Annotated in this window: 27 protein-coding genes; 9 read left to right on the top strand and 18 right to left on the bottom strand. The window is 62.6% G+C overall.

Annotated elements, in window-relative coordinates; translation table 11 throughout:
- Window positions 1-48: 48 nt before the first annotated feature.
- The 9 genes from B0G82_RS10180 to B0G82_RS10140 form a co-directional block, all read right to left on the bottom strand.
- Entirely contained in the window at window positions 49-882 is an 834-nt protein-coding gene (locus tag B0G82_RS10180; protein ID WP_121307296.1) for a M55 family metallopeptidase, read from the bottom strand.
- Complete coding sequence (locus B0G82_RS10175) at window positions 882-1,946, bottom strand: P1 family peptidase (RefSeq protein WP_121307295.1); 1,065 nt, start codon at window positions 1,944-1,946, stop codon at window positions 882-884. Before B0G82_RS10175 ends, B0G82_RS10180 begins: the two co-directional genes overlap by 1 nt.
- Window positions 1,943-2,848 (bottom strand): glutathione ABC transporter permease GsiD, encoded by a 906-nt coding sequence (gene gsiD / locus B0G82_RS10170; RefSeq protein WP_116139433.1) that lies wholly within the window; start codon window positions 2,846-2,848, stop codon window positions 1,943-1,945. Before gsiD ends, B0G82_RS10175 begins: the two co-directional genes overlap by 4 nt.
- A 7-nt stretch (window positions 2,849-2,855) precedes the next feature.
- Complete coding sequence (gsiC, locus tag B0G82_RS10165; RefSeq protein WP_116139431.1) at window positions 2,856-3,776, bottom strand: glutathione ABC transporter permease GsiC; 921 nt, start codon at window positions 3,774-3,776, stop codon at window positions 2,856-2,858.
- Between the two features lie 124 nt (window positions 3,777-3,900).
- Window positions 3,901-5,463: a glutathione ABC transporter substrate-binding protein GsiB gene (gene gsiB, locus B0G82_RS10160; protein WP_121307294.1), complete on the bottom strand. Its 1,563-nt coding sequence runs from the start codon at window positions 5,461-5,463 to the stop codon at window positions 3,901-3,903.
- A gap of 82 nt (window positions 5,464-5,545) precedes the next feature.
- On the bottom strand, window positions 5,546-7,468 hold the full coding sequence (locus tag B0G82_RS10155; RefSeq protein WP_121307293.1) for a dipeptide ABC transporter ATP-binding protein: 1,923 nt from the start codon (window positions 7,466-7,468) through the stop codon (window positions 5,546-5,548).
- 61 nt (window positions 7,469-7,529) lie between these two features.
- Entirely contained in the window at window positions 7,530-8,522 is a 993-nt protein-coding gene (locus tag B0G82_RS10150; RefSeq protein WP_121307292.1) for an isoaspartyl peptidase/L-asparaginase, read from the bottom strand.
- Window positions 8,519-9,502 (bottom strand): MurR/RpiR family transcriptional regulator, encoded by a 984-nt coding sequence (locus B0G82_RS10145; protein ID WP_121307291.1) that lies wholly within the window; start codon window positions 9,500-9,502, stop codon window positions 8,519-8,521. Before B0G82_RS10145 ends, B0G82_RS10150 begins: the two co-directional genes overlap by 4 nt.
- 169 nt (window positions 9,503-9,671) lie before the next feature.
- Complete coding sequence (locus tag B0G82_RS10140; protein WP_121307290.1) at window positions 9,672-10,925, bottom strand: MFS transporter; 1,254 nt, start codon at window positions 10,923-10,925, stop codon at window positions 9,672-9,674.
- Window positions 10,926-11,020: 95 nt separating this feature from the next.
- On the opposite strand from B0G82_RS10140, the gene B0G82_RS10135 reads away from it, so the two are divergent.
- Complete coding sequence (locus B0G82_RS10135; protein ID WP_121308646.1) at window positions 11,021-11,731, top strand: 16S rRNA pseudouridine(516) synthase; 711 nt, start codon at window positions 11,021-11,023, stop codon at window positions 11,729-11,731.
- A 167-nt stretch (window positions 11,732-11,898) separates the two neighbouring features.
- Entirely contained in the window at window positions 11,899-12,087 is a 189-nt protein-coding gene (locus B0G82_RS10130) for a hypothetical protein (RefSeq protein ID WP_106283401.1), read from the top strand.
- 144 nt (window positions 12,088-12,231) lie between these two features.
- Here the strand turns inward: B0G82_RS10130 and B0G82_RS10125 are convergent, their stop codons facing one another.
- Complete coding sequence (locus B0G82_RS10125; RefSeq protein WP_121307289.1) at window positions 12,232-13,257, bottom strand: NAD-dependent epimerase/dehydratase family protein; 1,026 nt, start codon at window positions 13,255-13,257, stop codon at window positions 12,232-12,234.
- Window positions 13,258-13,366: 109 nt separating this feature from the next.
- Between B0G82_RS10125 and B0G82_RS10120 the strand changes: the two genes are divergently transcribed.
- Both B0G82_RS10120 and B0G82_RS40020 read left to right on the top strand, forming a co-directional pair.
- Complete coding sequence (locus B0G82_RS10120; RefSeq protein ID WP_121307288.1) at window positions 13,367-14,398, top strand: CDP-6-deoxy-delta-3,4-glucoseen reductase; 1,032 nt, start codon at window positions 13,367-13,369, stop codon at window positions 14,396-14,398.
- A 1-nt stretch (window position 14,399) separates the two neighbouring features.
- Window positions 14,400-14,771, top strand: a complete 372-nt coding sequence (locus B0G82_RS40020; protein WP_199730072.1) for a hypothetical protein — start codon at window positions 14,400-14,402, stop codon at window positions 14,769-14,771.
- Window positions 14,772-14,845: 74 nt separating this feature from the next.
- Here the strand turns inward: B0G82_RS40020 and B0G82_RS40015 are convergent, their stop codons facing one another.
- Window positions 14,846-15,175, bottom strand: coding sequence for a hypothetical protein (locus B0G82_RS40015; RefSeq protein ID WP_181916701.1), 330 nt, complete (start codon window positions 15,173-15,175; stop codon window positions 14,846-14,848).
- A 661-nt stretch (window positions 15,176-15,836) separates the two neighbouring features.
- On the opposite strand from B0G82_RS40015, the gene B0G82_RS10110 reads away from it, so the two are divergent.
- Both B0G82_RS10110 and B0G82_RS10105 read left to right on the top strand, forming a co-directional pair.
- Window positions 15,837-17,021 (top strand): acetylornithine transaminase, encoded by a 1,185-nt coding sequence (locus B0G82_RS10110; protein ID WP_106283404.1) that lies wholly within the window; start codon window positions 15,837-15,839, stop codon window positions 17,019-17,021.
- Between the two features lie 18 nt (window positions 17,022-17,039).
- Window positions 17,040-17,510: a GNAT family acetyltransferase gene (locus B0G82_RS10105; protein WP_116118131.1), complete on the top strand. Its 471-nt coding sequence runs from the start codon at window positions 17,040-17,042 to the stop codon at window positions 17,508-17,510.
- Window positions 17,511-17,618: 108 nt separating this feature from the next.
- On the opposite strand, the gene B0G82_RS10100 is transcribed toward B0G82_RS10105, so the two are convergent.
- The 7 genes from B0G82_RS10100 to B0G82_RS10070 form a co-directional block, all read right to left on the bottom strand.
- A complete protein-coding gene (locus B0G82_RS10100; RefSeq protein WP_012434106.1) occupies window positions 17,619-18,335 on the bottom strand; it encodes an ABC transporter ATP-binding protein in 717 nt (238 codons plus the stop codon).
- Window positions 18,335-19,108, bottom strand: a complete 774-nt coding sequence (locus tag B0G82_RS10095; RefSeq protein ID WP_095418433.1) for an ABC transporter ATP-binding protein — start codon at window positions 19,106-19,108, stop codon at window positions 18,335-18,337. Before B0G82_RS10095 ends, B0G82_RS10100 begins: the two co-directional genes overlap by 1 nt.
- A 19-nt stretch (window positions 19,109-19,127) precedes the next feature.
- Entirely contained in the window at window positions 19,128-20,297 is a 1,170-nt protein-coding gene (locus tag B0G82_RS10090; RefSeq protein ID WP_116139409.1) for an ABC transporter ATP-binding protein, read from the bottom strand.
- A gap of 18 nt (window positions 20,298-20,315) precedes the next feature.
- Complete coding sequence (locus B0G82_RS10085) at window positions 20,316-21,266, bottom strand: branched-chain amino acid ABC transporter permease (protein ID WP_012434109.1); 951 nt, start codon at window positions 21,264-21,266, stop codon at window positions 20,316-20,318.
- Window positions 21,267-21,496: 230 nt separating this feature from the next.
- Window positions 21,497-22,696: a branched-chain amino acid ABC transporter substrate-binding protein gene (locus tag B0G82_RS10080; RefSeq protein WP_116139407.1), complete on the bottom strand. Its 1,200-nt coding sequence runs from the start codon at window positions 22,694-22,696 to the stop codon at window positions 21,497-21,499.
- Window positions 22,697-23,234: 538 nt separating this feature from the next.
- The gene (gene ispH / locus B0G82_RS10075) at window positions 23,235-24,194 is read right to left on the bottom strand and encodes a 4-hydroxy-3-methylbut-2-enyl diphosphate reductase (RefSeq protein ID WP_106283409.1); all 960 of its coding nucleotides are present in this window, start codon (window positions 24,192-24,194) and stop codon (window positions 23,235-23,237) included.
- A gap of 2 nt (window positions 24,195-24,196) precedes the next feature.
- Window positions 24,197-24,652 carry a peptidylprolyl isomerase gene (locus tag B0G82_RS10070; protein ID WP_106283410.1) on the bottom strand — a complete coding sequence of 152 codons (456 nt, stop codon included), beginning with the start codon at window positions 24,650-24,652 and terminating at the stop codon, window positions 24,197-24,199.
- Window positions 24,653-24,817: 165 nt separating this feature from the next.
- On the opposite strand from B0G82_RS10070, the gene radC reads away from it, so the two are divergent.
- From radC to rpmG, 3 genes are all read left to right on the top strand, one after another.
- Window positions 24,818-25,597, top strand: coding sequence for a DNA repair protein RadC (radC, locus tag B0G82_RS10065; RefSeq protein WP_116139405.1), 780 nt, complete (start codon window positions 24,818-24,820; stop codon window positions 25,595-25,597).
- A gap of 241 nt (window positions 25,598-25,838) precedes the next feature.
- A complete protein-coding gene (gene rpmB, locus B0G82_RS10060) occupies window positions 25,839-26,072 on the top strand; it encodes a 50S ribosomal protein L28 (protein ID WP_012434114.1) in 234 nt (77 codons plus the stop codon).
- A gap of 10 nt (window positions 26,073-26,082) precedes the next feature.
- On the top strand, window positions 26,083-26,250 hold the full coding sequence (gene rpmG / locus B0G82_RS10055; RefSeq protein WP_007180630.1) for a 50S ribosomal protein L33: 168 nt from the start codon (window positions 26,083-26,085) through the stop codon (window positions 26,248-26,250).
- Window positions 26,251-26,297 lie beyond the last annotated feature (47 nt).

Raw genomic sequence — 26,297 nt, 5'->3', positions numbered from 1 at the left:
TAAGCGCGGTGAAATGGTCGCGTTTGAGAACGGCCCGTTACCGCGCGCTCAGCGCAACATGAACGACATCGCCGACAGGCAATTCAGCATACGCACCACATGTTCCGCCGAAGCCGCGCTGAAGCGCAGCGTGACCGCATCCACACGCGTAAGCGTTGGCCATTGGCAGAACAGATCGGCGAGCGCGCTGGTTTGCACGCGCAGTTCGCATTCCACAGGTTTCGCTTCGCTGCGGGTGGATTCGCGCGCATGCCCCTTCGCGAGATGCTGCTGAACCACTTCGCACGCGGCGGTTTCGATTGCAGCACGAGCGCTCGCCGGCGATTGCGTCACGCCGCTCGCATGCCCGGTCGCGCTCTTGGTGACGACAAAACGCGCGCCTGGAAAACGCGGCGCGGTTTCTTCGGCGAAGACATCGTCGCCGGATAAAAGCGCGACCTGTGCGCCATATTCTTCCGCCAGCGCGCCATACACGCCCGCCTCCCCGACCTCGATGCCGTTCAGCGAAACGCGTGCGAAAGCAAAGCTGTTGATGGTATGCGCGAGGATGCCGTGCGTTTGCGACATGGCGTGATAGCCGATCATGAAGACTAGCGCCGCGCCGTATTCAAGGCCGGCCATCATGCCCAACTTGCGTGGTTTGCCGAGCACCACCTGGGCGCGCGCGTCGAGCAGGTCGGGCAGCAGGTTGCGAAAGCCGCCGTGCGAATCGTTGACCCACACCTGCGTCGCGCCACCGGCGAAGGCGCCTTCGATGGCGGCGTTGGCTTCAAGCGTCATCCAGCGGCGCGCGGCTTCGTATTCGCCGTTGCCCGCGCGCGTCTGTTCAGGATGAAACACGCCGGCAATGCCTTCGATGTCGGTGGAAATGAGGACTTTCATCAGCGAGTGCGTTCGAATAGTTGGGCAAGATCGGGCACTGAGTCACGCAGCGATAGACGCTGGTGAGCGTCGCGTCCGGTTACGGATACGGCACTCCACAAGGCGTCGAGAATCGCCTGCTCGAAGCTGTCAGCGCACGCGCGAAAGAGCGGGTCGAGACGTTCGTCGGCGAGGAGCGGTGGGAGCGTGATGAAGTCGGTGCCGTGCGGCACGGTATAGGCCGTTGAAAACGCCAGCGCGATATCGCCGCTGCCGTGGCCGTAGACCGAACCGGTGCGCGCGAGACCCGCCGCCGCGCGCAGGGAGAGACGTTTGAGTTGGCGTGCGTCGAGCGGCGCGTCCGTGGCGACGATCATGATGATCGAGCCTTGCTCGGGTTTCGCCGCCTCCTTGTTGGCGCGCTCAGCGAGCACACGGCCGAGCGGCGTGCCGTCGATGGTCAACATCGGCAACCGGCCAAAGTTCGCCAGCACCAGAGCGCCGACGGTATAGCTGCGCCCCGCTGCGTTCACCACGCGCGACGCGTTGCCAATCCCACCCTTTAGATCGAAGCACGACATGCCCCGGCCTGCACCGACCGATCCGCTCGCTACATCCGCACTGGCCGCTGCATAAGCATCACCGAAATGCTGGTCGGTGACGGCCAGCGCCTGGATATCGTTCAGATACCCGTCATTGCATTCGAACACCAGGGGATTGACCGTCGACCACTCGCGCCCGATCTGCGGATTCGCGCGAATGGCCGCACGAATCTGCGCCTGCGCGACAGCGGCGACGCCGAATGTATTGGTCAACGCAATCGGCGTTTCCAGTGTGCCGAGTTCTTCGACTTGCACTAGCCCGATACTCTTGCCGAACCCGTTGATCACCGACGCCGCCGCCGGCACCTTGTCGAGAAACGGATCGCCGTCATGCGGACGAATCACGGTCACGCCGGTTTGCACGGCACCCTGGTCGAGCGTGCAATGTCCAACCGTCACACCCTGTACATCGGCGATCGTGTCGAGCGGACCGCTTGGCAACGTGCCGACATGCGGCGCACCACGAAGCGCAGTCGAATTCATGGCCGGTCGAGCTTCGGATCGAGCGCATCGCGCAAACCGTCGCCGAGCAGATTGAACGCCAGCACGGTCAGGAAAATCGCGAGACTGGGAAACAGCGCGATATGCGGCGCCGTAACCATGTCGGCGCGTGCTTCGTTGAGCATCGCGCCCCACTCCGGCGTCGGCGGTTGCGCGCCGAGGCCGAGAAACGACAGACTCGCCGCGGTGATGATCGAGGTGCCGATACGCATCGTGAAGTACACCACCACCGAGGAAATCGTCCCCGGCAGAATGTGCCGCACGATGATCGTCCAATCCGACGCGCCGATGCTGCGCGCCGCTTCGATATACGTGAGCTGCTTGAGCATCAGCGTATTGCCGCGCACGAGCCGCGCGAACGCCGGAATGCTGAAGATCGCGACCGCGCAGATCACGTTGATCATGCCGTTGCCGAGAATCGCCACCACGCCGATCGCCAGCAGAATGCCGGGAAAGGCGAACAGCACGTCGGCCACGCGCATGGTGATGCGATCCCACCAGCCTTCGTAGTACCCGGCCAGCAAGCCGAAGAACGTGCCGATTACCGCGCCGATCGCAACGGACAGAAAGCCCGCTTCGAGCGAAATGCGCGAGCCCGCCACAATGCGGCTGAAAATATCGCGCCCCAGCGAATCCACGCCGAACCAGTGCGCCGCGGAGGGCCCCGCGTTCAACGCGTCGTAGTCGAAAAAATTCTCCGGATCGTACGGCACGATATGCGGCGCGACGATCGCGACCGCAATCAACAGCAGCACGAAGATGCCGGCGCCGAGCGCCACGTGCTGCTTGCGGAATTTGCGCCAGAACTCGCTCCATGGCGTGCGGATGGCGGCTTGTGCTTTCGCGGTGCTGGCCGCATTCGGCTCGGTGGCGGTCGTGCTCATGCGGGCCTCACTTGAAACGGATGGTCGGATTGATCACGGCGTACAGCACGTCCACGACCAGATTGATGATGATGAATTCCAGCGAGAACAACAGCACTTCGGCCTGAATCACCGGATAGTCGCGCATCGACACCGCGTCCACCAGCAGCCGTCCGAGGCCCGGCCAGTTGAACACCACTTCGACCACGATCGAGCCACCCAGCAGAAAGCCGAATTGCAGACCCATCATCGTGATGACGGGAATCATCGCGTTGCGCAGGCAGTGTTTGACGATCACGAGACGCTCCGGCACGCCCTTGGCGCGCGCGGTGCGCACGAAGTCTTCGTTCATCACTTCGACGAACGACGCCCGCGTGAAGCGCGCCATCACCGCCGCGACGGCCGCGCCAAGCGTGAGCGACGGCAACACGTAGCTCTGCCACGAACCGTCGCCCACAATCGGCAGCCAGCCGAGCTTCACCGAAAAGATCTCCATCAGCAGCATGCCGAGCGCGAAGGCGGGAAACGAAATACCCGACACCGCGAGCGTCATGCCGAGCCGGTCCGGCCAGCGGTTGCGCCACACGGCCGAGACGATGCCGATGCCCATGCCCAGCACGACCGCCCACACCATGCTGGCGAGCGTGAGCAGCAGCGTCGGCATGAAGCGCTCGCCGATTTCCTCGCTGACCGGGCGCTTGCTGCGCGTCGAAATGCCGAAGTCGCCGTGCGCGATCTTCACGAAAAAGCTGGCGAACTGCTGCGGCATCGGCTTGTTCAGGCCGAGGTCGGCGCGCACAAGCGCGACCGTCGCCTCGTCCGCGTCGGGACCGGCGGCGAGCCGCGCCGGATCGCCCGGCAGCATATGCACGAACAGAAACACCAGCACGGCGACGATGAACAGCGTCGGCAGCAGGCCAAAGAGACGTTTGACGAGGAAATTCAGCATGACATCCAATCCGGCAATGATGCGGGCAACGAAAGATCTTGTGCGGCGCGTAGTGGAGCAAAGCAGTGAGCATGCAGCGCGGGCGTGCTGATGAAACGACACGCCGGCGCTCACGCTCAGCTCATCACTTGATCGCGATCTCGTCGAAATTGAACGAGCCGTCCGGCGCGACATAAGCACCCGACAGACGCTTGCTGCGCGCATACACCACCTTCTCCTTGACGAGGAAGATCCACGGCGCGTCGGCCCAGATGCGTTTTTGCGCGTCGGTATAGAGCTCGGCTTTCTTCGCGCGGTCGGTGGTTTCGAGCGCCTGCTTCAGATCGCTGTCGACGGTATCGTTCTTGTAGTACGCCGTGTTGACCATCTTCGGCGGGAACGAGACCGACGCCAGCAACGGCGTGATCGCCCAATCCGCTTCACCCGTCGACGACGACCAGCCCGCGTAGTACATGCGCACCGGCGCCGTCGCGGCGTCCTGCGCGCTTTCCACCTTGGCGACGCGTTGGCCTGCTTCGAGCGCTTCGACCTGCGCCTTGATGCCCACTTGCGCGAGTTGCTGCTGCACGAACTGGATCACCTTCTGCGCGGTCGAGTAGTTATACGCGGACCACAGCGTGGTTTCGAACCCGTTCGGATAGCCCGCTTCCTTCAACAACGCGCGCGCCTTGGCCGGATCGTACGGCCACGGACCCTGCTTCACCGCGTAGTCGACGCCTTGCGGCACCACGCCGTCGGCCGGCGTTGCGTAACCGGCGAACACGACCTTGGTGAGCGCGTCCTTGTTGACGGCATAGTTCAGCGCTTCACGCACCTTCGGATTGTCGAACGGCTTCTGGTTCACATTCAGGCTGATATAACGCTGAATGATCGACGGCGACGCGATCAGATCGACCTTCGGGCTCGACTGCAACTGCGCGGCCTGTTCGAACGGCACCTGGAAGGCAAAATCCGCTTCGCCGGTGCGCATCAACGCGGCGCGCGTGTTGTTATCGACCACCGGCTTCCAGTCGATCGCGTCGACCTTCGGGTAGCCCTTCTTCCAGTAGCCGGCAAACTTCTTCACCGTCAGATCGCCCGCCGGATCCCACTTCACCAGTTCGAACGGACCCGTGCCGACCGGATGAAACGCGATGTCCTTGCCGTACTTCTTCAGCGCGTCCGGCGAAATCATCACCGCCGAAGGATGCGCCAGCACGTTGACGAACGCCGAGAACGGCGCCTTCAGCGTGATCTTCACCGTGTACGGATCGACCACTTCGGTCTTCTCGATGCGGTTGAACATGTTGTAGCGCTTGAGCTTGTTCGCCGGATCGGTGACGCGGTCGAAGTTCGCCTTCACCGCGGCGGCGTTGAAGTCGGTGCCGTCCTGGAACTTCACGCCGTGGCGCAGTTTGAACGTGTAGACCTTCGCGTCCGGGCTGGCTTCGTAGCTGTCAGCCAGCACGTTGACCAGTTTCATGTCCTTGTCGAAGCCGAACAGCCCCTGGTAAAACGACTTCGCGACAGCTTGCGAGAGCGTGTCGTTGGCATCGTACGGATCGAGCGTCGTGAAGGTCGAGGCGACGGCCATTACTGCCGTGGTGTCGGCGTGCGCCGCATTGCCCGCGAGCATCGCGAACACCACTGCGCCGCCGCTAATCAGCGCGCGCAAACGAAACGGAGAAGACGGGACCAGCAGGTTCATGAGGTTGGCTCCAGGCTGCGAAATGAAACAGGTTGTGATGCTGCGAGAACAAGCGTGTGGCTAGAGGTTCTAGTACGGGGTTTTAGTACGCGCCGCCCACGTGATGCTGGGCGACGAAATGATCCGGTCCGACCGCGACGAGCGGCGCCACGATCGGCTCATCGTTGAGCGCGCGAATCGGGCTCGGAATCTCATCGGCGGCGAGCATGCGTTTGGCGTGACGGCGCGCCGGATCGGCAACCGGCACCGCGCCCATCAGCTTGCGCGTGTACGGATGCTGCGGCGCTTCGAACACCGCGCGGCGCGGGCCGATCTCGACGATCTGGCCGAGATACATCACCGCAACGCGATGACTGACGCGTTCGACCACGGCCATGTCGTGTGAAATGAACAGATACGCGACGCCGAGTTCACGCTGTAAATCGAGCATCAGGTTGACGATCTGCGCTTGCACGGAGACATCGAGTGCGGACACGGATTCGTCGGCGATCACGACTTTGGGGTTCAATGCCAGCGCGCGCGCAATCGCGATGCGTTGCCGTTGACCGCCGGAGAATTCGTGCGGATAGCGCCGCGCGGCTTCGGGCGGCAAGCCGACTTTGTCGAGCAGCCACGCCACGCGCGCCTGTGCTTCAGCGCCTTGCGCGACGCCGTGCACGAGCAACGGCTCCATGATTGAGAAGCCAACCGTTAAACGCGGATTCAACGAAGCGAACGGATCCTGGAAAATAAACTGGATATCGCGCCGCAGCGCCTGCAACGCGGGGCCGGTCAGCGAACTGATTTCGCGGCCGTTGAATTCGATCGACCCGCTTTGACTTTCCACGAGGCGCAGCAACGAGCGGCCGGTTGTCGATTTGCCGCAACCCGATTCACCGACCAGCGCGAGCGTTTCGCCGGGCCGCAAATCGAAGCTGACTTTTTCCACCGCATGCACGCGACCCGTCACGCGGCCGAACACTCCGCTCTTGACCGGAAAGCGCGTGACCAGATCGCGGACGCGCAGAATCGGCGGCGTGGTTTCCTGCACCAGCGGCTGCGTTTCTTCCGCGACGGCGGCAGCCGGACGCACGGCCTGCTCAGCGCCGCTCAGGCTCGCCTGCTCGACGGTCAGGATCGGAAACTTGGCCGGCTGATCGGTGCCCTGCATTGCGCCGAGACGCGGCACCGCGGCGAGCAACGCCTTCGTATAAGGATGCGACGGCGCGGCGAACAACGCGTCGGACGCGCCCTCTTCCACCTTCTCGCCGCGATACATCACCAGCACGCGATCGGCCACTTCGGCGACCACGCCCATGTCGTGCGTGATGAAAATCACGCCCATGTTCATCTCGTCCTGCAAGCCGCGGATCAGTTGCAGAATCTGCGCCTGAATCGTCACGTCGAGCGCGGTGGTCGGCTCGTCGGCGATCAGCAATGCAGGTTTGCACGACAGCGCCATCGCAATCATCACGCGTTGGCGCATGCCGCCCGACAGTTGATGCGGAAAGCGCGCCGCCACGCGCCGCGCTTCGGGAATGCGCACGAGTTCGAGCAGACGCAGCGTTTCAGCGTGCGCGGCGGAGCGGCTCTTGCCCTGATGCAACGCGATCGCCTCGCTGATCTGATCGCCCACCGTGAAGACCGGATTGAGCGAGGTCATCGGCTCCTGGAAAATCATCGCGATGTCGGCGCCGCGAATCGAACGCATCGTGCCGGACGACGCTTTCGCGAGGTCGAGCACACTGCCGTCGCGGCGCCGAAAAGCGATGCTGCCGCCGGCAAGGCGCCCACCGCCGTGCTCGATCAGCCGCATCAACGCGAGCGAGGTTACTGATTTGCCCGAACCCGATTCGCCGACGATCGCCAACGTCTCGCCGCGCTCGACCGTCAGCGACAGATTGCGCACCGCGTTGAAGGTGGTGTCGCCGCTACGGAAGGCGACCGATAGATCGTCGACCGCCAGCACGCGTTGCGGCGGCAAGGTCTCGATAAGCGGACGGGCGGTGTGCGATGAAGTCGGCACGGTAGTTCCTTTGAATTCGAACGCGGCTAACGGAGGTGCATGCTGTGAGCGGCCAGACTGACTAGCGGTAAATCGCCGTCACCGGGCTTTCGCCGAGCCGCGCGAAACCGCGATACATGCCTTCGGTGTTGAACGGCAGCGTGACGTTGCCGCGCGCATCGACGGCGATCAGGCCGCCGCGTCCGTCGATCTTCGGCAGGCGGTTCATCACCACGTCATCGGCGGCTTGCTGCAACGACACGTTGCGGTAGGCCATTTGCGCGGCGACGTCGTAGGCCGCGACCATGCGCATGAACATTTCGCCGGAGCCGGTGGTCGAGACCGCGCAGGTCGCGTCGTCCGCATAGCAGCCCGCGCCGATCAGCGGCGTGTCGCCGACCCGGCCCACCTGTTTGTTGGTCACGCCGCCCGTCGACGTCGCCGCCGCCACATGGCCGTGCTGGTCGAGCGCGACCGCGCCGACCGTGCCGAACTTGCGGTTCGGATCGATCGGTTCGTGCGGCGTGGGATTGTCGTCATTCGGAGACGAAGTGGCGGCCAGCGTCGCGCCATCGTGATCTAGCATGGCGCGTTGTTGACCGCGCGCGATCAGCCACTGACGATGACGCGCTTCAGTATGGAAATACTCCGGCTCGACGAATTCGAGTCCTTGCGCGGCGGCGAACGCTTCCGCGCCTTCGCCGGTAAACAGCACATGCTCGCTGCGTTCGAGCACGCGGCGCGCCGCCAGAATCGGATTGCGCACGCGCTTCACGCAGCAGATCGCGCCGGCTTCGAGCGTGCTGCCGTCCATGATCGCCGCGTCGAGTTCATGCGTGCCGGCCGCCGTATAAACCGCGCCGTGGCCCGCGTTGAAAAGCGGGCAATCCTCGAGCAGACGCACGGCCTCGCTGACGGCGTCGAGCGCGCTGCCGCCGTCGGCGAGCACGCGCTGGCCGGCGCTCAGCACCGCGCGCAAGGCGGCGTGATATTCGGCTTCGGCGCTGGCTGACATCGACGTGCGCAGGATCGTCCCTGCTCCGCCATGAATGGCAATGACTGCGTTGGAGTTCATCGTTTGGCTTTGGTAGTGCGAGGAGTACGGGAAGTGCGGGTGGCTCGGACCGCGTCGCGCGCGGCTCGCGCGTTCGTGCCGGTAGCCTCGGCTTGCGGATCGACGAGCCACGGCAACAGGAATTCGCTGACCTCGGCGGCGGCCTTCACCGAGCGCTTGGCGCGATACGCCACCGCGTCGCACAGCGCTTCGATCACGGCGAGCACGGCCGAATCGGCATTCGCCGCGAGCCGCCGGTCCGCCCGGACATAGAGCGAGATGTCGGCGAATTGCGCGAGCGGCGAACGCGGACTGTCGGTGAGCGCGAGCACGCGAGCACCACGGCCCGCCGCGCGATGCGCGAGTTCAATCGTGTCTTCGACGTAACGCGGGAACGCGATACCGATGACGAGGTCGCCCTCGCTCGAAGCAAACAGACGCCGCGCGGCGTGCGACGGTCCGCCCATCAGCGCGAGCGACTGCACGTTGTCGTGATACGGCATCAGGCCGTGTTCCATCAGACCCGCGAGAAACGCACTGGCGCCGAAGCCGAGCACGAACACGCGGCGTGCGGCGATGATCGCTTCGACGGCGGCTTCGGCGGCCGCGCCGTCGATTGCCGTGCGGGTGGCATGCAGATTAGTGGCGGCCTGTTCGAGCGAGGCGTCGACCACATCGTCGCCGGCTGCGAGCGATTCCTGCGCACTGCGCAAGCGCTCGACCGGCGCGAGCGTCGCCTCGAAACCGCGCACCAGCGCCTCACGAAATTGCGGATAGCCGTCGAAACCGAGCGCGCGGGCGAAGCGATTCGCCGTCGCCACCGACGCGCCGACCACGCTGGCCAGTTCGTCGATGCGCATGGTTGCCGCGCGAAACAGATTGGCCAGCACGTAGTCGCCCATGCGCCGATGGATCGGCGTGAGGGTCGGCATGGCCGCGGCGATGCGCGCGGCGATGGCCTGCTCGGCGGAATCGGAAGCAACGGATGGTTGACGGATCATGCGAACGAGGTGGCCGGGCGCTTGGCGTAATGAAAATGAATGAAAGTATATTTACACGGAAATCTCGCAGAAAAAAATTCATTTTCATTTTTGAGGGTTTTCACCGACGCGATGCGAACAAAAGACGCATCTCAAGTGCGCACCCGTGCGGCTTCGTGAAAATCCATTTTCAGCACGCCGCTGCGCTTTGCTCCGGAATGCGAGCCAGCCGCGCCGCCGGCGACATGACGATGATCAACGCCTGCACGAGGAAGGCCACCGCCGCCGCGACGAGACAAGCGTCCATACCCCAGCGCGCGCTGATCGCCGCGCCGAGCAATGCACCGAGCGGCCGCGCACCGTAGGTGGCGGTGCTGTTGAGCGCGGAGACGCGGCCCATCATCCGTTCGGGTGTGATCGCCTGGCGCAGCGTGGTCGAGCCGACCACCCACAGAATCGGTCCGGCGCCGAGCAGGAAGAAGCTCAGCAATGCCAACCAGAACGACGGCGCAGCGAGCGTTGTCACCATCACGAGCGACGCGAGCAATCCGCACGACGGCCCGATGATCAGCACGCGGCCGAATGCGAGGCGTCGCGCGATGGCGGGCGCGGCCAGCGCGCCGCACACCATGCCGACACCGTAGGCGCCGAGCGTCACGCCGACCGCCGACGCGCTCAGGCCCAGCCGATGCACCGCATACGGCACATACACCGCTTGCAGCACGAAGAAGCCTAGGTTGAAGAACACCGCGGTCGCGAGCATGGGACGCAGCAACGCATCGCGCAGCACGAAACGCGTACCGTCGCGCAGTTCCAGCATGAAGTGACGTGGCGGCAGTGCACTGCGCGGCGGTTCGCGCAAGCCCGCCAGCAACGCGACAGCCAGCGCCGACAGCGCGGCCGCGCAACCGTACGCCCAACCCGCGCCGATCCAGCCGACCAGCAGGCCGCCGAGCGCCGGCCCCGCGGAATAGGCCACGCTGCGCGCCAATTCCAGCCGGCCGTTCGCGCTGGCATATGCTTCACGCGGCACGAGTGCTGGCACCAGCGAAGGCGCCGCGACGTTGTAGGCCACCGTGCCGGTCGCGGCGATGAAGCCGAGTGCGGCGAGCAGCGGCAAGCTCAACGCATGGCTCATGACGAGCAGCAGCACGCACAGCATGGCGATCACGCGCACGCTTTCAGCGAGCGTCATCAACGTGCGGCGCGAGCGGCGGTCAGCCCAGACGCCGAGCGGGATCGACAGCAACAGGAACGGCAGCGTCTGCGCGGTTTGCAGCAGACCCGTGTCGCGCGCGTCGGCACCGAGTGCGAAGACCGCGACAAGTGGCGCGGCGGCGAGGCTGATCTGTTCGGCGGATTGTGCGACCAGGTTCGACCACGCGAGCCGCTGAAAAGCGGCAGGCAGTGGGTGTGTGGATGAAGCGGCAGATGTGGCGTGCATCGATGAACTCCGGCGACGGGACATTGGAGCGTTCATCGTCGTCCGACTCGCGGCACCGGGCGCTCCGCTTCTTGCGGTGTTATTCTTCGCTCGCCATGAATCTCGAAAGCATTCTCTTCACTCAGGGTTTCGGCTCGCGCCGCCAATGCCGCGCGCTGATCGCCGACGCGCGCGTGAGCATCGGCAGCGCTGTTTGCACCGATGCCGACGCCGACTTCCCCACCGGCGACACCCCCTTCTCCTTCAGCGTGGACGGCGTCGTCTGGCCCTATCGCGAGCACGCCTATCTGCTGCTGAACAAGCCGGCGGGCTATGAGTGTTCGCGTGATCCGCAGCATCATCTGAGCGTGTTCAGCCTGTTGCCGCCGCAGTTCGCCGAGCGCGGCGTGCAATGCGTGGGCCGGCTCGATCAGGACACCACCGGCCTGCTGCTCCTCTCCGACGACGGCAAGTTCGTGCACCTCTTCACGTCGCCGAAACGCAAAGTGCCGAAGGTGTATGTCGCGACCACGCGTCATCCGATCGACGACGCGCAATTGAGCGCGTTGCGCGACGGCGTGCTGCTGCACGGCGAGCCCAAACCAATCGCCGCAGTCGACGCAGCGGCGCGCGGCGCTCACACGCTCGCGCTCACCGTGATGGAAGGCAAGTATCACCAGGTCAAGCGGATGATTGCCGCCGCCGGCAACCGATGCGAAGCGCTGCATCGCGAGCGGATCGGCGGACTCGCCTTGCCCGCAACGCTTGCGCCGGGCGCGTGGCAATGGCTCGACGAAACCGACCTCGGATCTTTACGGAGCGGGTAAACCGGTAGCGCCCCTTTAAGCTCTTGATGCCGCAGGAAAACGCGTGAGCGGCTGCCCACATAACGCGCGCGGCGCCTGTTTGCGCGCTGCGTCGCAGCATGATCTTCCTTACACCTCGCTCTATACTCGTTTAAACAAAGACTACAAAGAGTTCAAGGAGGGGCGCCATGGTCATCCACGATGGTTTGCAGATTTCGTCCGTGATGATTGCTTTCGTGTGCGTCGGACTGGTCCTGATCGGCGGATTGCTGGTCATGATGCGGCTGCGGCATAAATATCATCCGAACCTGATCGGCGCATTGATCGGCGCGATGCTGTGTTTCCTGTTGCTGGAAGCATTGCCCGCGCTGACGTAGGTCGCGCGAGGCCGCGCCGCGCTGATACGGCGAAGCGCGGCGCGGGCGGGATTTTCCGGGCGACGCCTGGAGAGGTGGCTTTTTGCCGCGCTTTTTCGTGGCTTTTCGAGGTGCGTCGGACGGCTTGCAACAACGCGGTTCACGCTACTCTTTCACGCCTTCACGCAGAAAATCCTCGACGCTCGGATATCGCAGGCGCACGCACAATTCCTCTTTGAGACGCCGGTTTATCAACCGCCTCGATTCACGCATGAACGACAGCAAGGTCGGCTCGACCTGCGACTCCGCTTCGGCTCGCGTGATGCGCGGCGCGCGCGCGAGGCCGAACGCGTCGGCGACCTCGTCGAAGTACTCGCCCATTTTCAGTGACGTGTCGTCGGATGCGTGCACCACGCGCCCCGGCCGCCCGTGGGTGAGGAGGCGCACGAGGATCGCGGCCAGATCGTCGGCGTGAATATGATTGGTGTAGACGTCGTCGGCATCGATCAGGGCCGGCGTGCGCTTTTCGAGCCGCGCGAGCGGCAGGCGGTTGCCCGCATAAATGCCCGGAATCCGCGCGATGCTCGCCGCGACGCTGCCGCGCGCGTTCGCGCGCCGCAATTGCCGCTCGGCCGAGACGCGCCGCCTGGCGCGCGGGTTGGCCGCCTTCGTCGCGCGGGTTTCGTCGATCCACGCGCCACCGCAGTCGCCATAGACGCCCGTCGTGCTCGCGTACACAAGGCGCACGGGTGCACGCGAACCGGCGGTCCGGCGCACCCCGTCGGGTACAATATTGGCTGTTCCAGATTCCGCCCACGAGGCACGAAGTTGGCGCAACCGTCCTACCGGCGAGACTGCAGGCGCCACGGCGGCCCGCGCTGAAGCGCGGCGCGTGCTTAAAGTTGCGAGCAAGGCGCGGGTACGGCGGTCGTCGTCGCCGGTTTTCTGCGGCGGGGCGAGATGCAGCACCGTCGGTGCGAGGCCCGCCAACCGTTTCAAGCTGCCGCGCACGTCGAGATCGCCGACCAGCGGCGTGACGCCCGCGGCGCGCAATTCGGCGCACCGCCCGGCGTGGCTGGTCAGCGCAAAGACATGCGCGCGCGGCTGCAGCAAGGGCACGCAGCGCATGCCGACATCGCCGCAACCTACGATTAACACACGCGGCCGGCGGAAGTTTCGTGTCGCTTTCATGGTGGACGCATTGTAGCCGTCAAGCGCGGCACGTACCGCGCAGTTGACACGCCGGGTCCGGTCACGCGGGTCCGATAACGATTACCGACTTTTCGATTTCGAACACTTTATGGCATTTAACGTCACGCTCCGGCAAAGCGGCCGGCAGTTTCAGGTAGAACAGGACGAACCGGTGCTCAGCGCCGCCTTGCGTCAGGGCATCGGCCTGCCATACGGCTGCAAGAACGGCGCTTGCGGTTCGTGCAAGGGCACCGTGATCAGTGGGGAAATCGAGCAGCGTCCGCATTCGTCGTCGGCTTTGTCGAACGAAGAAAAGACGCGCGGCATGGCGCTCTTTTGCTGCGCGACCGCTTGCACCGATCTCGAAGTGGACATCCGCGAAGTGGCGGGCGTCGGCGACGTGCAGGTCAAGAAGCTGCCCTGCCGCGTGAACGCGATCGAGCGCAAGGCCGACGACGTCGTCGTGCTGAAGCTGCAATTGCCCGCTAATGAGCGTCTGCAATATCTCGCCGGTCAGTACCTCGAATTCATTCTGAAAGACGGCAAGCGCCGCAGCTATTCGATGGCGAATGCGCCACACGCGGAAGGCCCGATCGAATTGCACATCCGTCACATGCCCGGCGGCGCCTTCACGGATCACGTGTTCAACACCATGAAGGAGCGCGACATCCTGCGCTTCGAAGCGCCGCTCGGCACGTTCTTCCTGCGCGAAGATTCGGACAAGCCGATCGTGCTGCTTGCCTCGGGCACGGGCTTCGCGCCGCTAAAGGCGATCGTCGAGCACGCTGTGTTCAAGAACCTGAACCGGCCGATGACGCTCTACTGGGGCGCACGTCGCAAGAAGGATCTGTATCTGCTCGAACTAGCCGAACAATGGGCGCGCGAGATTCCGAACTTCAAGTTCGTGCCGGTGCTCTCGGAACCGGACGCGAGCGATGCATGGACGGGCCGCGTCGGTTTTGTGCATCGCGCGGTGATCGAGGATCTGCCGGATCTGTCTGCCTATCAGGTGTATGCGTGCGGCGCGCCGGTGATGGTCGAGTCGGCGCAGCGCGATTTCACGCAACATCACGCTCTGCCGGAAGACGAGTTTTACGCGGATTCGTTCACGAGCGCAGCGGATCTGGCGAACGCGGTTTGATGTGAGCGGCATCGGCGTAGGTGCGCCGATGCTCGCCATGCGCATTTCTGGAAGCGCGGTTATGCGAATGGACGCGCTTCGTGCATTGATGGTTCACGCCGACGCAAGTCTCGATTCCGCGCTGAAGCACGTGCGCCTGATTCTCGAGCGCAGCATGGTCGGACGCCAGCATTTTATGCAATGCGGTGCGGCCATCGCCGCCAGCCGTTCCCAGATTCGAAGCCAGGAAATCCACCGCGCTCAGCGTGTCGAACAGCCTGTGACCATACACCGGCTCATGGTGTGCGACGCGATTGCGTGTCTGGTAGATGCGCTCAAGCTGAACGGCAATCGCGGACCTGTCGATCTGCTTTTCCGGGAAAATGCGCTTTAGCGCCGGCTTCCAGAGAGTCTGTTCGTAGTCGCGCGAAAAGAGGCGCTTCCAGAAGTACATCGTGAGTTGGGTAATCACCTGGCCGCTTTGAACAGCGATCGCTTTTGTCGCGCGTCGACCCGAAGCTCATGTGCCAGGCCCGCCGGCACACCACGGCGGAACACCGTTTGATCGAGCGCACGCTTGTCAGAAGGTGATAGCTTGGCATACGCCGCGCGTTGCGCTCCGCGCACCGCCGCTTCGATCTTGCTGCGCTCCTCAACTTTCCAAACGAACGAAGCGGGTGGACGACGCAACCAGCCGTCTACGCCAAAGTGATCGCTCAGCCGATCGCACACCGCGTTGCGCAGCGCTATCTCGACTACCGCCGTCACGCTCATCAGTGCCCCGGCGAGTTGCAGCATCTGCTGATGAAGGGCAACGGCCGCGCGAGTCGTGCCCGCCATCGCATGAAATGTACTCAAACGCTCTCCGGAAAGCAGTGTTGCGACTGCGGAAATTTCCTGGTCTGTGAGGTGGTCCATTGACGGAAGCCTCCCTGGATTTTAGAATTGTTGGCGATAAGTCGGGATCAGCGTCGGCAGCTATCTTCGGGTGGGCGGACCCCCGGCTTCCTGATTCAGAATGGGCGCTCAACTGAGCGCCCATTTGCATTTCCGGCGACCGTTCTTTGCGTTCTTTGCGAGCCGCCTTGCCCGTCGGACAATCGATTCAAAGCGCCGCCGTCATATTTTAGTCAGCCGCACATCTCATAATCGGAACGCCGCATGAATTCGCGCAGCGGACAAAAATATCCGTCCGACGCAAATTCACGGTTTACACCAGCGCTTTCCTTGTCGTATTCTTTCGCGCATGAACCGCATCCCATCCGAACTTCGACGTCGCCGCTCGCCGCTCCCCTAGGGACGCCGCTGGCTTCGTCACGGATTCGCGCCGCACCAGGGCGCGAGCTGTTCGGATCATGAAAGCCACGGCATGCCGTGGCTTTTCTGTTTTTCCGGCCCCTGGTTCGTAGTTGGCCAATCTTCATCTACCCTTCACCCCTGCTGTCTGGAGCCTGCCGTCATGAATTTCAATGAATATCCGATCGAGTCGCTGATGTACATCACGAACCGGCCCGAAATCGTTTTCACGCACGGCAAAGGCTCGTGGCTCTACGACAACAACGGCAAGCGATATCTGGACTTCATCCAGGGCTGGGCGGTCAACAGCCTCGGCCATTGCAATGACGGCATGATCGAAGCGCTGAACAAGCAGGCGCAATTGCTGATTAACCCATCGCCGGCTTTCTACAACCAGCCGATGGCGCAACTCGCCGACCTGCTCACGCAACATAGCTGCTTCGACAAAGTGTTCTTCGCGAACAGCGGCGCCGAAGCCAACGAAGGCGCGATCAAGCTCGCCCGCAAGTGGGGCAAGAAATTCAAGGACGGCGCGTTCGAGATCATCACGTTCGATCACAGCTTCCACGGCCGCACGCTCGCCACCATGTCGGCGAGCGGCAAGCCGGGCTGGGACACGATCTACGCACCGCAAGTGCCGGGCTTCCCGAAGGCGGACCTGAACGACATCGCGTCGGTGGAAAAACTCATCAACGCGAAAACCGTTGCCGTGATGCTGGAACCGATTCAGGGCGAAGGCGGCGTGATTCCCGCCACCCGCGAGTTCATGCAGCAACTGCGCGAGTTGACGAAGAAGCACAACCTGTTGCTGATCGTCGATGAAGTCCAGAGCGGCTGCGGCCGTGCCGGCACGCTGTTCGCGTACGAACTGTCGGGCATCGAGCCGGACATCATGACGCTCGGCAAGGGCATCGGCGGCGGCGTGCCGCTCGCGGCACTGCTCTCGAAGGCGGAGGTCGCCATATTCGAAGCGGGCGACCAGGGCGGCACCTACAACGGCAATCCGCTGATGACCGCGGTCGGCTATTCGGTGATTTCGCAACTCACGGCGCCGGGTTTCCTCGAAGGCGTGCGGGCGCGCGGCGAGTATCTGCGCGCGAAGCTGCTGGAGTTGTCGGAAGAGCGGGGCTTCAAGGGCGAACGCGGTGAAGGGCTGCTGCGCGCGCTGCTGCTCGGCAAGGACATCGGCAACCAGATCGTCGAAAAGGCGCGCGACATGCAGCCCGACGGCCTGTTGCTGAACGCCGCGCGTCCGAACCTGCTGCGCTTCATGCCGGCGCTGAACGTGACGAACGAAGAAATCGACCAGATGATGGCGATGCTGCGTTCGATTCTCGACACGCTGTAACCGAACAGGACCGCGCGTATGACGACGAGCGCAACGCTATCGATCCGCCGCTTCGAAGCGAGCGACACCGATGCCGTGGTCGCACTGTGGCAGCAAGCCTTCCCCGAGTACCGGGATGTCACGAGGCCGCAGCGCAATCCGCATCTGTCGATCGCCAACAAGCTGGCGACGCAGCCGGAGCTGTTCTTTGTCGCGGTGCTCGGCGAGCGCATCGTCGGCACGGTGATGGGCGGCTATGACGGCCACCGCGGCTGGCTGTATTCGCTCGCGGTGGATGAATCGTTGCGTCGTCACGGGATCGGCACGCGGCTCGTCGCGCATGTCGAAAACGCATTGACGGAGCGAGGCTGTCCGAAGCTGAATCTGCAGGTGTTGTCCGCGAAAGCCGACGTCCGTGCGTTTTACGAGGCGCTCGGTTATCGTGCCGATGCTGTGATCAGCCTCGGCAAGCGTCTGGGTGAATTTGCGGACGCGGTGCCTGCCGCCTGATTCGAGTCACGCCAAATAGACAAAGGCCGCATGCGTTTTCGCGCATGCGGCCTTTGTCGTAGGCAGAGCAAACTAAACGGGCTTATTCACCCCACTCATTCGCCCAACTCATTCACCCAAATACGCCGCCCGCACTTTCGGATCATCCAGCATCTGCTTCGCGTCACCCGACATCGTGACCAGACCCGAGTCCATCACGTAGCCGCGATTCGCCGCCTGCAGCGCGAGACGCGCGTTCTGTTCGACCAGCAGCACGGTCATGCCTTCCGCCGAGATCGCCCGCACCACTTCGAAAATCTTCTCGACCATGATCGGCGACAGACCCATCGACGGCTCGTCCAGCAGCAACAGCTTCGGACGCGAGATGATCGCGCGCGCCATCGCCAGCATTTGCTGTTCGCCGCCCGAAAGCGTGCCGGCGTACTGCGCCGCACGTTCCTTCAGACGCGGGAAGAAGCCGAACATGCGATCCACGTCCGCCTTGATGCCGTCCGTATCCGTACGCAGATAAGCGCCCATCTGCATGTTTTCGACGATCGACATGCGCGCGAAGATGCCGCGCCCTTCCGGCACCATCGCGAGACCCTTCTTGAGCAGCAGATGCGGCGGCACACCCTTGATCGACTCGCCCATGTACTCGATGTCGCCGATCGTGTACGGCTTGAGACCGGTGATCGCCTTCATCGTCGTGGTCTTGCCCGCGCCGTTCGCGCCGATCAGTGTGACCAGCTCGCCCTGCGCAACCTCGAGGTCGATCCCCTTGACTGCCTGGATGCCGCCGTAATTGACCTGCAGGCCCTTGATTTTCAACATTGCTGTAGCCATTAGTGGACCCCCGCACCCAGATAAGCTTCGATCACCTTCGGATCCTTCTGCACGTCCTGCGGCAGACCCTGCGCAATCACCTTGCCGTAGTCGAGCACCGTCATCTGGTTGCACAGACCCATCACGAGCTTCACATCGTGCTCGATCAGCAGAATCGTCTTGCCGTCCGCGCGGATCTTGTCGAGCAGCTTGGTCAGCTCGACCTTTTCCGTCGCGTTCATGCCGGCGGCCGGTTCGTCCAGCGCGAGCAGCTTTGGATCGGTTGCCAGCGCGCGCGCGATTTCCAGTCGACGCTGATGGCCGTACGACAGGTTGCGCGACGTGTAGTCCGCGTACTGCGCAATGCCCACGTATTCCAGCAATTCGATCGCGCGCTCCTTGATCTCGCGCTCTTCCTTGCGCTCGGCCGGCGTCTGGAACACCGCGCCCAGCAGGCCGTGCTTGGTGCGCACGTGGCGCCCGACCATCACGTTTTCCAGCGCGGTCATGCCGCCGAACAGACGGATGTTCTGGAACGTGCGCGCGATGCCGGCTTTCGCCACCTGATACACCGCGGTCGGCGTGTAGTTCTCGCCGTCGAGCTTGAACTCGCCCGAATCCGGCGTGTACAGGCCCGTGATCACGTTGAAGAAGGTCGTCTTGCCGGCGCCGTTCGGGCCGATCAGACCGTAAATCTGGCCGGACTTGATTTCAAGCCCGACGTCGGACAGCGCCTGCAAACCGCCGAAGCGTTTGTTGACCCCTTTCACCGACAGTCGAATGTTATCGCTCATGTTTTTTCTCCGGCGGTGCTTAGGCGCGCACCGGCTTCTTGCCGCTGCGCTTCGACAGTTTCGCGATCTTGTCTTCATGCTTGGGCGACGGCCACAAGCCTTCCGAGCGGTACAGCATGATCAGCACCATCGCGAGTGCGTAGACCAGCTGACGGATCACTTCCGTATCGACGATTTCGTGGCCGAACACCATGTTCTGCAGCGGGCCCATCGTCGAGCGCAGGAATTCCGGCAGCACCGCGAGCAGCACCGCGCCGAGAATCACGCCCGGAATGTGGCCCATGCCGCCCAGCACCACGCACGCCAGCACCACGATCGACTCCGGCAGCGTGAACGATTCCGGCGACACGAAGCCCTGGAACGAGCCGAACATCGCGCCCGACAGGCCGCCGAACGACGCGCCCATCGCAAACGCCAGCAGCTTCACGTTGCGGGTGTTGATGCCCATCGCCTTGGCGGCGATTTCGTCTTCGCGGATCGCCGCCCATGCACGGCCAATACGCGAGTGCTGCAGGCGCGTACATACCCAGATCACCAGCAACGCGGCGAGTACGAACAGGTAGTAGTACGAGTAGACTGACGGGAACTGGAAGCCGAACAGCGAGTGCGTTTGCGCGAGGCTGAAGTCGCCGACGTGCACCGGGTCGATCCCCGTGATCCCCTTCGGGCCGTTGGTGATGTTCACCGGACGGTCGAGGTTGTTCAGGAAGATCCGCACGATTTCCCCGAAGCCCAACGTCACGATGGCGAGGTAGTCGCCGCGCAGACGCAGCGTCGGTGCGCCGAGAATCACGCCGAAGAACGCGGCGACGGCCATCGCGCACGGCACGATGATCAGGAACGGCACGTGCAGGCCATTCGGCGCGAGATGCGCGATCCACTCGAACTGCGAGGACAGATGCGGCGAACTCAGCAGCGCGGACGTGTAAGCGCCGACCGCGTAGAACGCGATGTAGCCCAAGTCGAGCAGGCCGGCGAAGCCGACCACCACATTGAGGCCGAGCGCTAGCATCACGTACAGCATCGCGAAGTCGAGCACGCGGACCCAGTAGTTGCCGCCCGCGGAGCCGATGATCATCGGTGCCGCGATCACGAAGATCGCGGTGATGATGCCGACGGTCAGCGTCTTCGTCAGGTTCTTTTCAGGGATGAGCGTCGTGGACGGCTCGATCGGTTGAATTGAGGTCATGTCTGTTTTCTCCCGGGATCAGGCGCGATCCGCAACACGTTCGCCAAGCAGGCCCGACGGACGGAACACCAGCACGATGATCAGCACGATGAAAGCGAACACGTCCTGATAGTTACTGCCGAACACACCGCCAGTGAGGTTGCCGATATAGCCGGCGCCCAACTGTTCGATCAGCCCAAGAATCACGCCGCCCACCATCGCGCCGCCGAGATTGCCGATACCGCCGAGCACCGCTGCGGTAAAGGCCTTCAGGCCGGGGATGAAGCCCATATAGAAGTGCGCGTTGCCGTATTCCGACGCGATCATCACGCCGGCCAGAGCGGCGAGCGCCGAGCCGATCATGAAGGTGGCCGAGATCACGAAGTTCGGGTTCACGCCCATCAGCGAGGCATTGCCCGGGTTTTCAGCGATGGCTCGCATGGCGCGGCCGAGCTTGGTCTTGTGGACCAGCAGCAGCAGGCCGCCCATCACGAGGAACGCCACCACGATGATCACGATTTCAGTCATCGAGATCACGGCGCCAGGCGTCGTGTCGGTGGCCTTGATCACGTTCAGCGGGTCGGTGGGCAACAGCTGCGGGAACGGCAGCGGGTTGCGCGACCAGATCATCATCGCGAGGGTTTGCAGCAGGATCGACACGCCGATCGCGGTGATCAGCGGGGCGAGACGCGGCGCTTTGCGCAACGGCCGGTAGGCCACGCGCTCGATCGTGTAGCCGACCGCCGCGCACACAATGGCCGCAATGATCAGCGCGATGATGAGCGTCGGCACATTGCCGAGGCCGGGGAAGTGGTTCTGAAGCACGCCTATGGCTGAAAGCGCAACCATCGCGCCCACCATCAACACATCGCCGTGAGCGAAGTTGATGATGCCCAGGATGCCGTAAACCATCGTATAGCCCAGTGCGATGATGGCGTAAACGCTGCCAAGCACCAGCCCGTTGAGGACCTGCTGGATGAAAATATCCATTTAATGCTCCTTAGCCCGTGCGACTGGATTCGCGTTCTTCATCAGCCGGTGGGCGGTGATGCGGTACGCCAATCTCAACGGCACTGCGGGTACTGATGTAAAAGACCGGTAAGGGTTATCCGCTGCCGGTTCACCTTGGCGACTGGATGACAGTCGCGGGCTTGCCTTCGGCGGATGCAAAAACGGCACCGTTGGGTGGTTTCGGTGCCGTCAGGCTGAACGTCCCGTCATCACATCTTCACGACGTCGAGAACCGCTTTTTTGCCGTCCTTGAAGTCGTAAAGCGTAATGGCGCCCTCTTTCAAATCACCCTTGTCGTCGAACGCGATGTGACCGATTACCCCGTTGTAATCAGTCGACGGCATCGCAGCCAGCACCTTGGGCGCCTCGATCGAATTAGCGCGCTTCATTGCATCGACAATCACGTACACAGCGTCATACGTGAACGGCGCGTAAATCTGCACCGGTGTGTGGAAGCGGTCCACGTACTTCTTTTCGAAGTCCGCTCCCTTGTCCATTTTCGAAAGCGCAAGTCCTGCCTCCGAACAGACCAGGTTCTGCACGGCGGTTCCCGCCAGCTCACCCACCTTGTCGGTACACACACCGTCGCCGCCAAGGATTTTTGCCCTGATACCGAGCGCCGCCGCCTGTTTGGTAAACGGCCCGCCCGTTGCGTCCATGCCGCCGAACATGATCACGTCCGGCTGAACACGCTTGATCTTTTTAAGGACGGCCTGAAACTCCGTAGCCCTGTCATTCGTGGTTTCGCGCGCAACGATCTTTGCCCCGCTCGCCTGCACTGTCTTCGCGAACTCGTCGGCTAGACCCTTGCCGTAGACGCTCGAGTCGTCGACGATCGCAATGCGTTTCGCGTTGAGCACTTTCGTTGCGTAGTTGGCAAGCGCCGGCCCCTGCTGGGCATCGGTCGCCACCACGCGATAAGTCGTCTTGAAACCTTGTTGCGTGTACCCCGGGTTCGTCGACGACGGCGAGATTTCCAGGATCCCGGCATCGCTATATATCTTGGACGCCGGGATCGAGACGCCCGAATTCAAGTGGCCGACCACGGCGACGACATGATCGTCGACGAATCTTTCAGCGACCGCCGTGCCCGTTTTCGGGTCCCCGGCGTCATCTTGCGCGTCGAGCTCCAGCTGGATCTTGCGGCCGTCGATAGTCAAACCCTGGGTGTTGATTTCATCGACCGCCAAACGCGCGCCGTTTTCATTGTCTTTGCCAAGATGAGCAATGGGCCCGGTCAACGGGGCCGCATGACCGATCTTCACGACAGTCGCTTCGCTCGCGGGCGCCGCCGCGACCGTAGCCGCCGACGCACCCGCTCCCGCCTCGCCATCCTGTTTCTTGCCGCACGCGGTCAACATCGCAACCGCGACCGCGATGGACACGGCGTAAGCAAATCTGACTCGCATTAAGTAGGTCTCCCGCACCTTCCAGAAACTATTGTTCAGGGCCCTAAGGCCTTGAGAACGCGCGCATTGTAACTCCAATTTTGCGACGGGCAATATTGTTGAACCGGCAGGGTTTTCCTGCATTGCAACCTTATTTTGAGAGCGAAATCCCCTAAAAGGCGCAACCCGGTTGCGATAGTTTTCCGTGCATCAGTTGCACCAGCGTCGCACCCAATGGCATCAAGTGTTGCGGCGGATTCCGCCGGGCCCCGGTTACAGCACGCTTCGCCTTAAGTATTACGTTTTCGTGAGTATGGCGATGCACGCACTATCTTAGTGCGTCAAAAAAGCGCCGACCGCTTCAGGTCATATAAAACGGGGCCGCATCACATATAAATCTATAAAAAACCGGATCACTTTTCAAAAAAATTTGTGCGCGCAGACGCCAAAACCAGCACTTTCCTGTGATCTGGCACTTTATTATGGATAGGCTTGATGACGGCTGGAGATAAAAAAAGCGCGCCCTCGGGCGCGCTTTCTTTCAGCAGTCGGCAGATTGTCAGGCCGGCAAACCCAGCCCGCGCGGCAACGGAAACGCGATGTTTTCCTCGATGCCGTCCAGCGCGCGCACGTTGCGCACGCCGAGTTCACGCAACCGGGCGATCACCGCCTGCGCCAGCACTTCCGGCGCCGAAGCGCCGGCCGTCACGCCGATGCGGCGCTTGCCTTCGACCCAGACCGGATCGATCTGATCGGGCGAATCCACCATATAGGCAGGCACGCCGAGCTTTTCGGCCAATTCCCGCAGCCGGTTGGAATTCGAACTATTCGGGCTGCCGACCACGATCACGACGTCGCACTGCGGCGCCATGAACTTCACCGCGTCCTGACGGTTTTGCGTGGCGTAGCAGATGTCCTGCTTCTTCGGCTCGCGGATGGCCGGGTATTTGGCCTTCAACGCGCCGATGATCTCGGCGGCGTCGTCGACCGAGAGCGTGGTTTGCGTGACGAAGGCGATGCGCTCGGGATCGGCCAGTTGCAAGGCCTGCACGTCTTCGATGTCTTCCACCAGATGCATGCCCTCGCCCGCCTGCCCCATCGTGCCTTCGACTTCAGGATGACCTTTGTGGCCGATCATTACGATGTCGAAGCCGTCCTGGCGCATCTTCGCGACTTCGATATGCACCTTGGTCACGAGCGGGCACGTCGCATCGTACACGCGCAACCCGCGCGACTCGGCTTCCGAACGCACGGCCTTCGACACGCCGTGTGCGCTGAAAATGACGGTATTGCCGGCCGGCACTTCTTCCAGCCGCTCGATGAAGATCGCGCCTTTCTTGCGCAGATCCTCGACGACGTACGCGTTATGGACGATTTCGTGACGAACGTAGATCGGCGAGCCGTGCAACTTGATGGCCCGCTCGACGATCTCGATAGCCCGGTCGACGCCGGCGCAGAACCCGCGCGGCTGCGCCAGCAGGATCTCGGTTTCAGCAAGAGTCGTATCCGTGGTGCTCATGTTTACAGAATCCCGATGATTTTCACTTCAAACGCCAGCGCCTGGCCGGCAAGCGGGTGGTTGAAATCGAACAGAGCCGAGGTTTCGCCGACTTCTTTCAGGACGCCGGCGTAGCGGCCGCCGCCCGGTGCGTTGAATTCGACCAGGTCGCCCGGCGAAAAATCCTCCCCGATCATGCTGTTTTCCCGCAGCGTGGCCAGCGACACGCGCTGGATCAATTCCGGATTGCGGGGACCGAACGCCTGCCCCGGCGTTAGCTGAAAGGTCGAATGGTGGCCCACCTTCAAACCGAGCAAAATATCTTCCAGCGGCGGCGCCAGTTGGCCCGCGCCCAGCAGCAGCGTGGCCGGTTTGTCGTTAAACGTATTGATGACTTCGGCGCCATCGGCAAGGGAAAGCCGGTAGTGAAGCGTCACATGTGAACCGGGTTTCACTTCGGAAATGTCGATGATGCTCATGCAATGCTCGCTCAGTCGAAGCGCGCTGCACGCGTGCGCCGCTGGCGCAGTCGACGCGTGTGGCAAACCGTCGGGTGCCGTGCGCAAAGCGTCTATTGTAAGCCACATGGCGAGCGGCGGCTTGCGTCGTGGCGCCCAGAACCCGAAGCGGAGGACACTTTATATATGGCAGATGACGCCACCCTGTTTGACGAGGCAGCCTTCAAGGTGCCCGCCACCGAGTCGCAGCCGCCCAAGGGTACGGCTTGCGGCGCACCATCGCCCTCGCCGCTTCTGCGGGGCAAATGGCTTAAAGACGATATGCCGCGCGAGCGGTTGCTGAAGAAAGGTCCCGGCGCGTTGTCGGATACCGAAATGATCGTGCTGATACTTGGCTCCGGCCTACCCGGTCACGACGTCTTCAGCGTCGCGCGCGAGTTGCTCGACCGTTTTGGCTCGCTGCGCGCCATGCTCGACGCGACTTACACGGATTTCGACGGCCTGCGCGGCATCGGCCCGGCGAAAAAAGCGCAGCTGCTCGCCATCATGGAAATGGCGCGCCGTTCGTTAGTCGACAAGCTGCGCTCACGCTCGCTGTTGAATTCACCCGAAGCAGTGGAAAATTACCTGCGTTTGCGCATCGGCGGGCGTCCACTGGAGGTTTTCGTCTCGCTCTTCCTTGACGCGCGGCATCGACTGATACACTGCGAGGAAAGCGCGCACGGCACGCTCACGCGCATGGCCGTGTATCCACGGGAGATCGTGCGGCGCGCGCTGAGCCTGAATGCGGCCAGCCTGATCGTCGCGCACAATCACCCTTCCGGCGCCGTCCAGCCGAGCGCAAGCGACCACCGTCTGACGCATACGTTACGCGACGCCCTGACACTGATCGACGTGCAACTGGTCGATCATCTGGTTGTCGGCGTCGACAGCGTTTACTCGTTTGCCCGCGCCGGCTGGCCGTGAGAAGGCGCGAACCAGGGTCGCGCAGATGCCACGCCGGGTCCGACATCGCAAATAAGGTTTGATTTTGCGGCTTTTTTTCCGCTATAATTCCGGTTTGCCTATTTCCAACCCCCTGTTCCGAAGCCACCAAGGCGTTCCGGAAAGGAAACGTGCCTAGAGTTGTGTCACAAGCTCAGCGCGAGTCTTTTCGGGAAACTTTCACGGCGTTCGAACTCAGAATTAGCGTATTAGGAGTGCTCTCATGGCACGCGTATGCCAAGTAACTGGGAAAGCGCCGATGAGCGGCAACAACGTTTCCCACGCGAACAACAAAACCAAGCGCCGGTTCCTGCCGAACCTGCAAAGCCGCCGTATCTGGGTGGAAAGCGAAAACCGTTTCGTGCGTCTGCGCATTTCGAACGCTGGTCTGCGCTTGATTGACAAGAACGGTATCGACTCCGTGCTCGCAGATCTGCGCGCACGCGGCGAAGCCTAAGGAGTAAATCATGGCAAAAGGCGCACGCGACAAGATCAAGTTGGAATCGACCGCAGGCACGGGTCACTTCTACACGACGACGAAGAACAAACGCAACATGCCGGAAAAGATGCTGATCAAGAAGTTTGATCCGGTCGTCCGTAAGCACGTTGAGTACAAGGAAACCAAGATTAAATAAATCTTGGCTCCTGCCTGACGAAGGCAAAGACATGCAAAAAGCCTCGC

Source organism: Paraburkholderia sp. BL17N1, from assembly GCF_003634175.1.
GTDB lineage: Bacteria > Pseudomonadota > Gammaproteobacteria > Burkholderiales > Burkholderiaceae > Paraburkholderia.
Note: the sequence above shows the minus strand (reverse complement) of the source record. Positions and strands in the feature narration are given on the sequence as shown.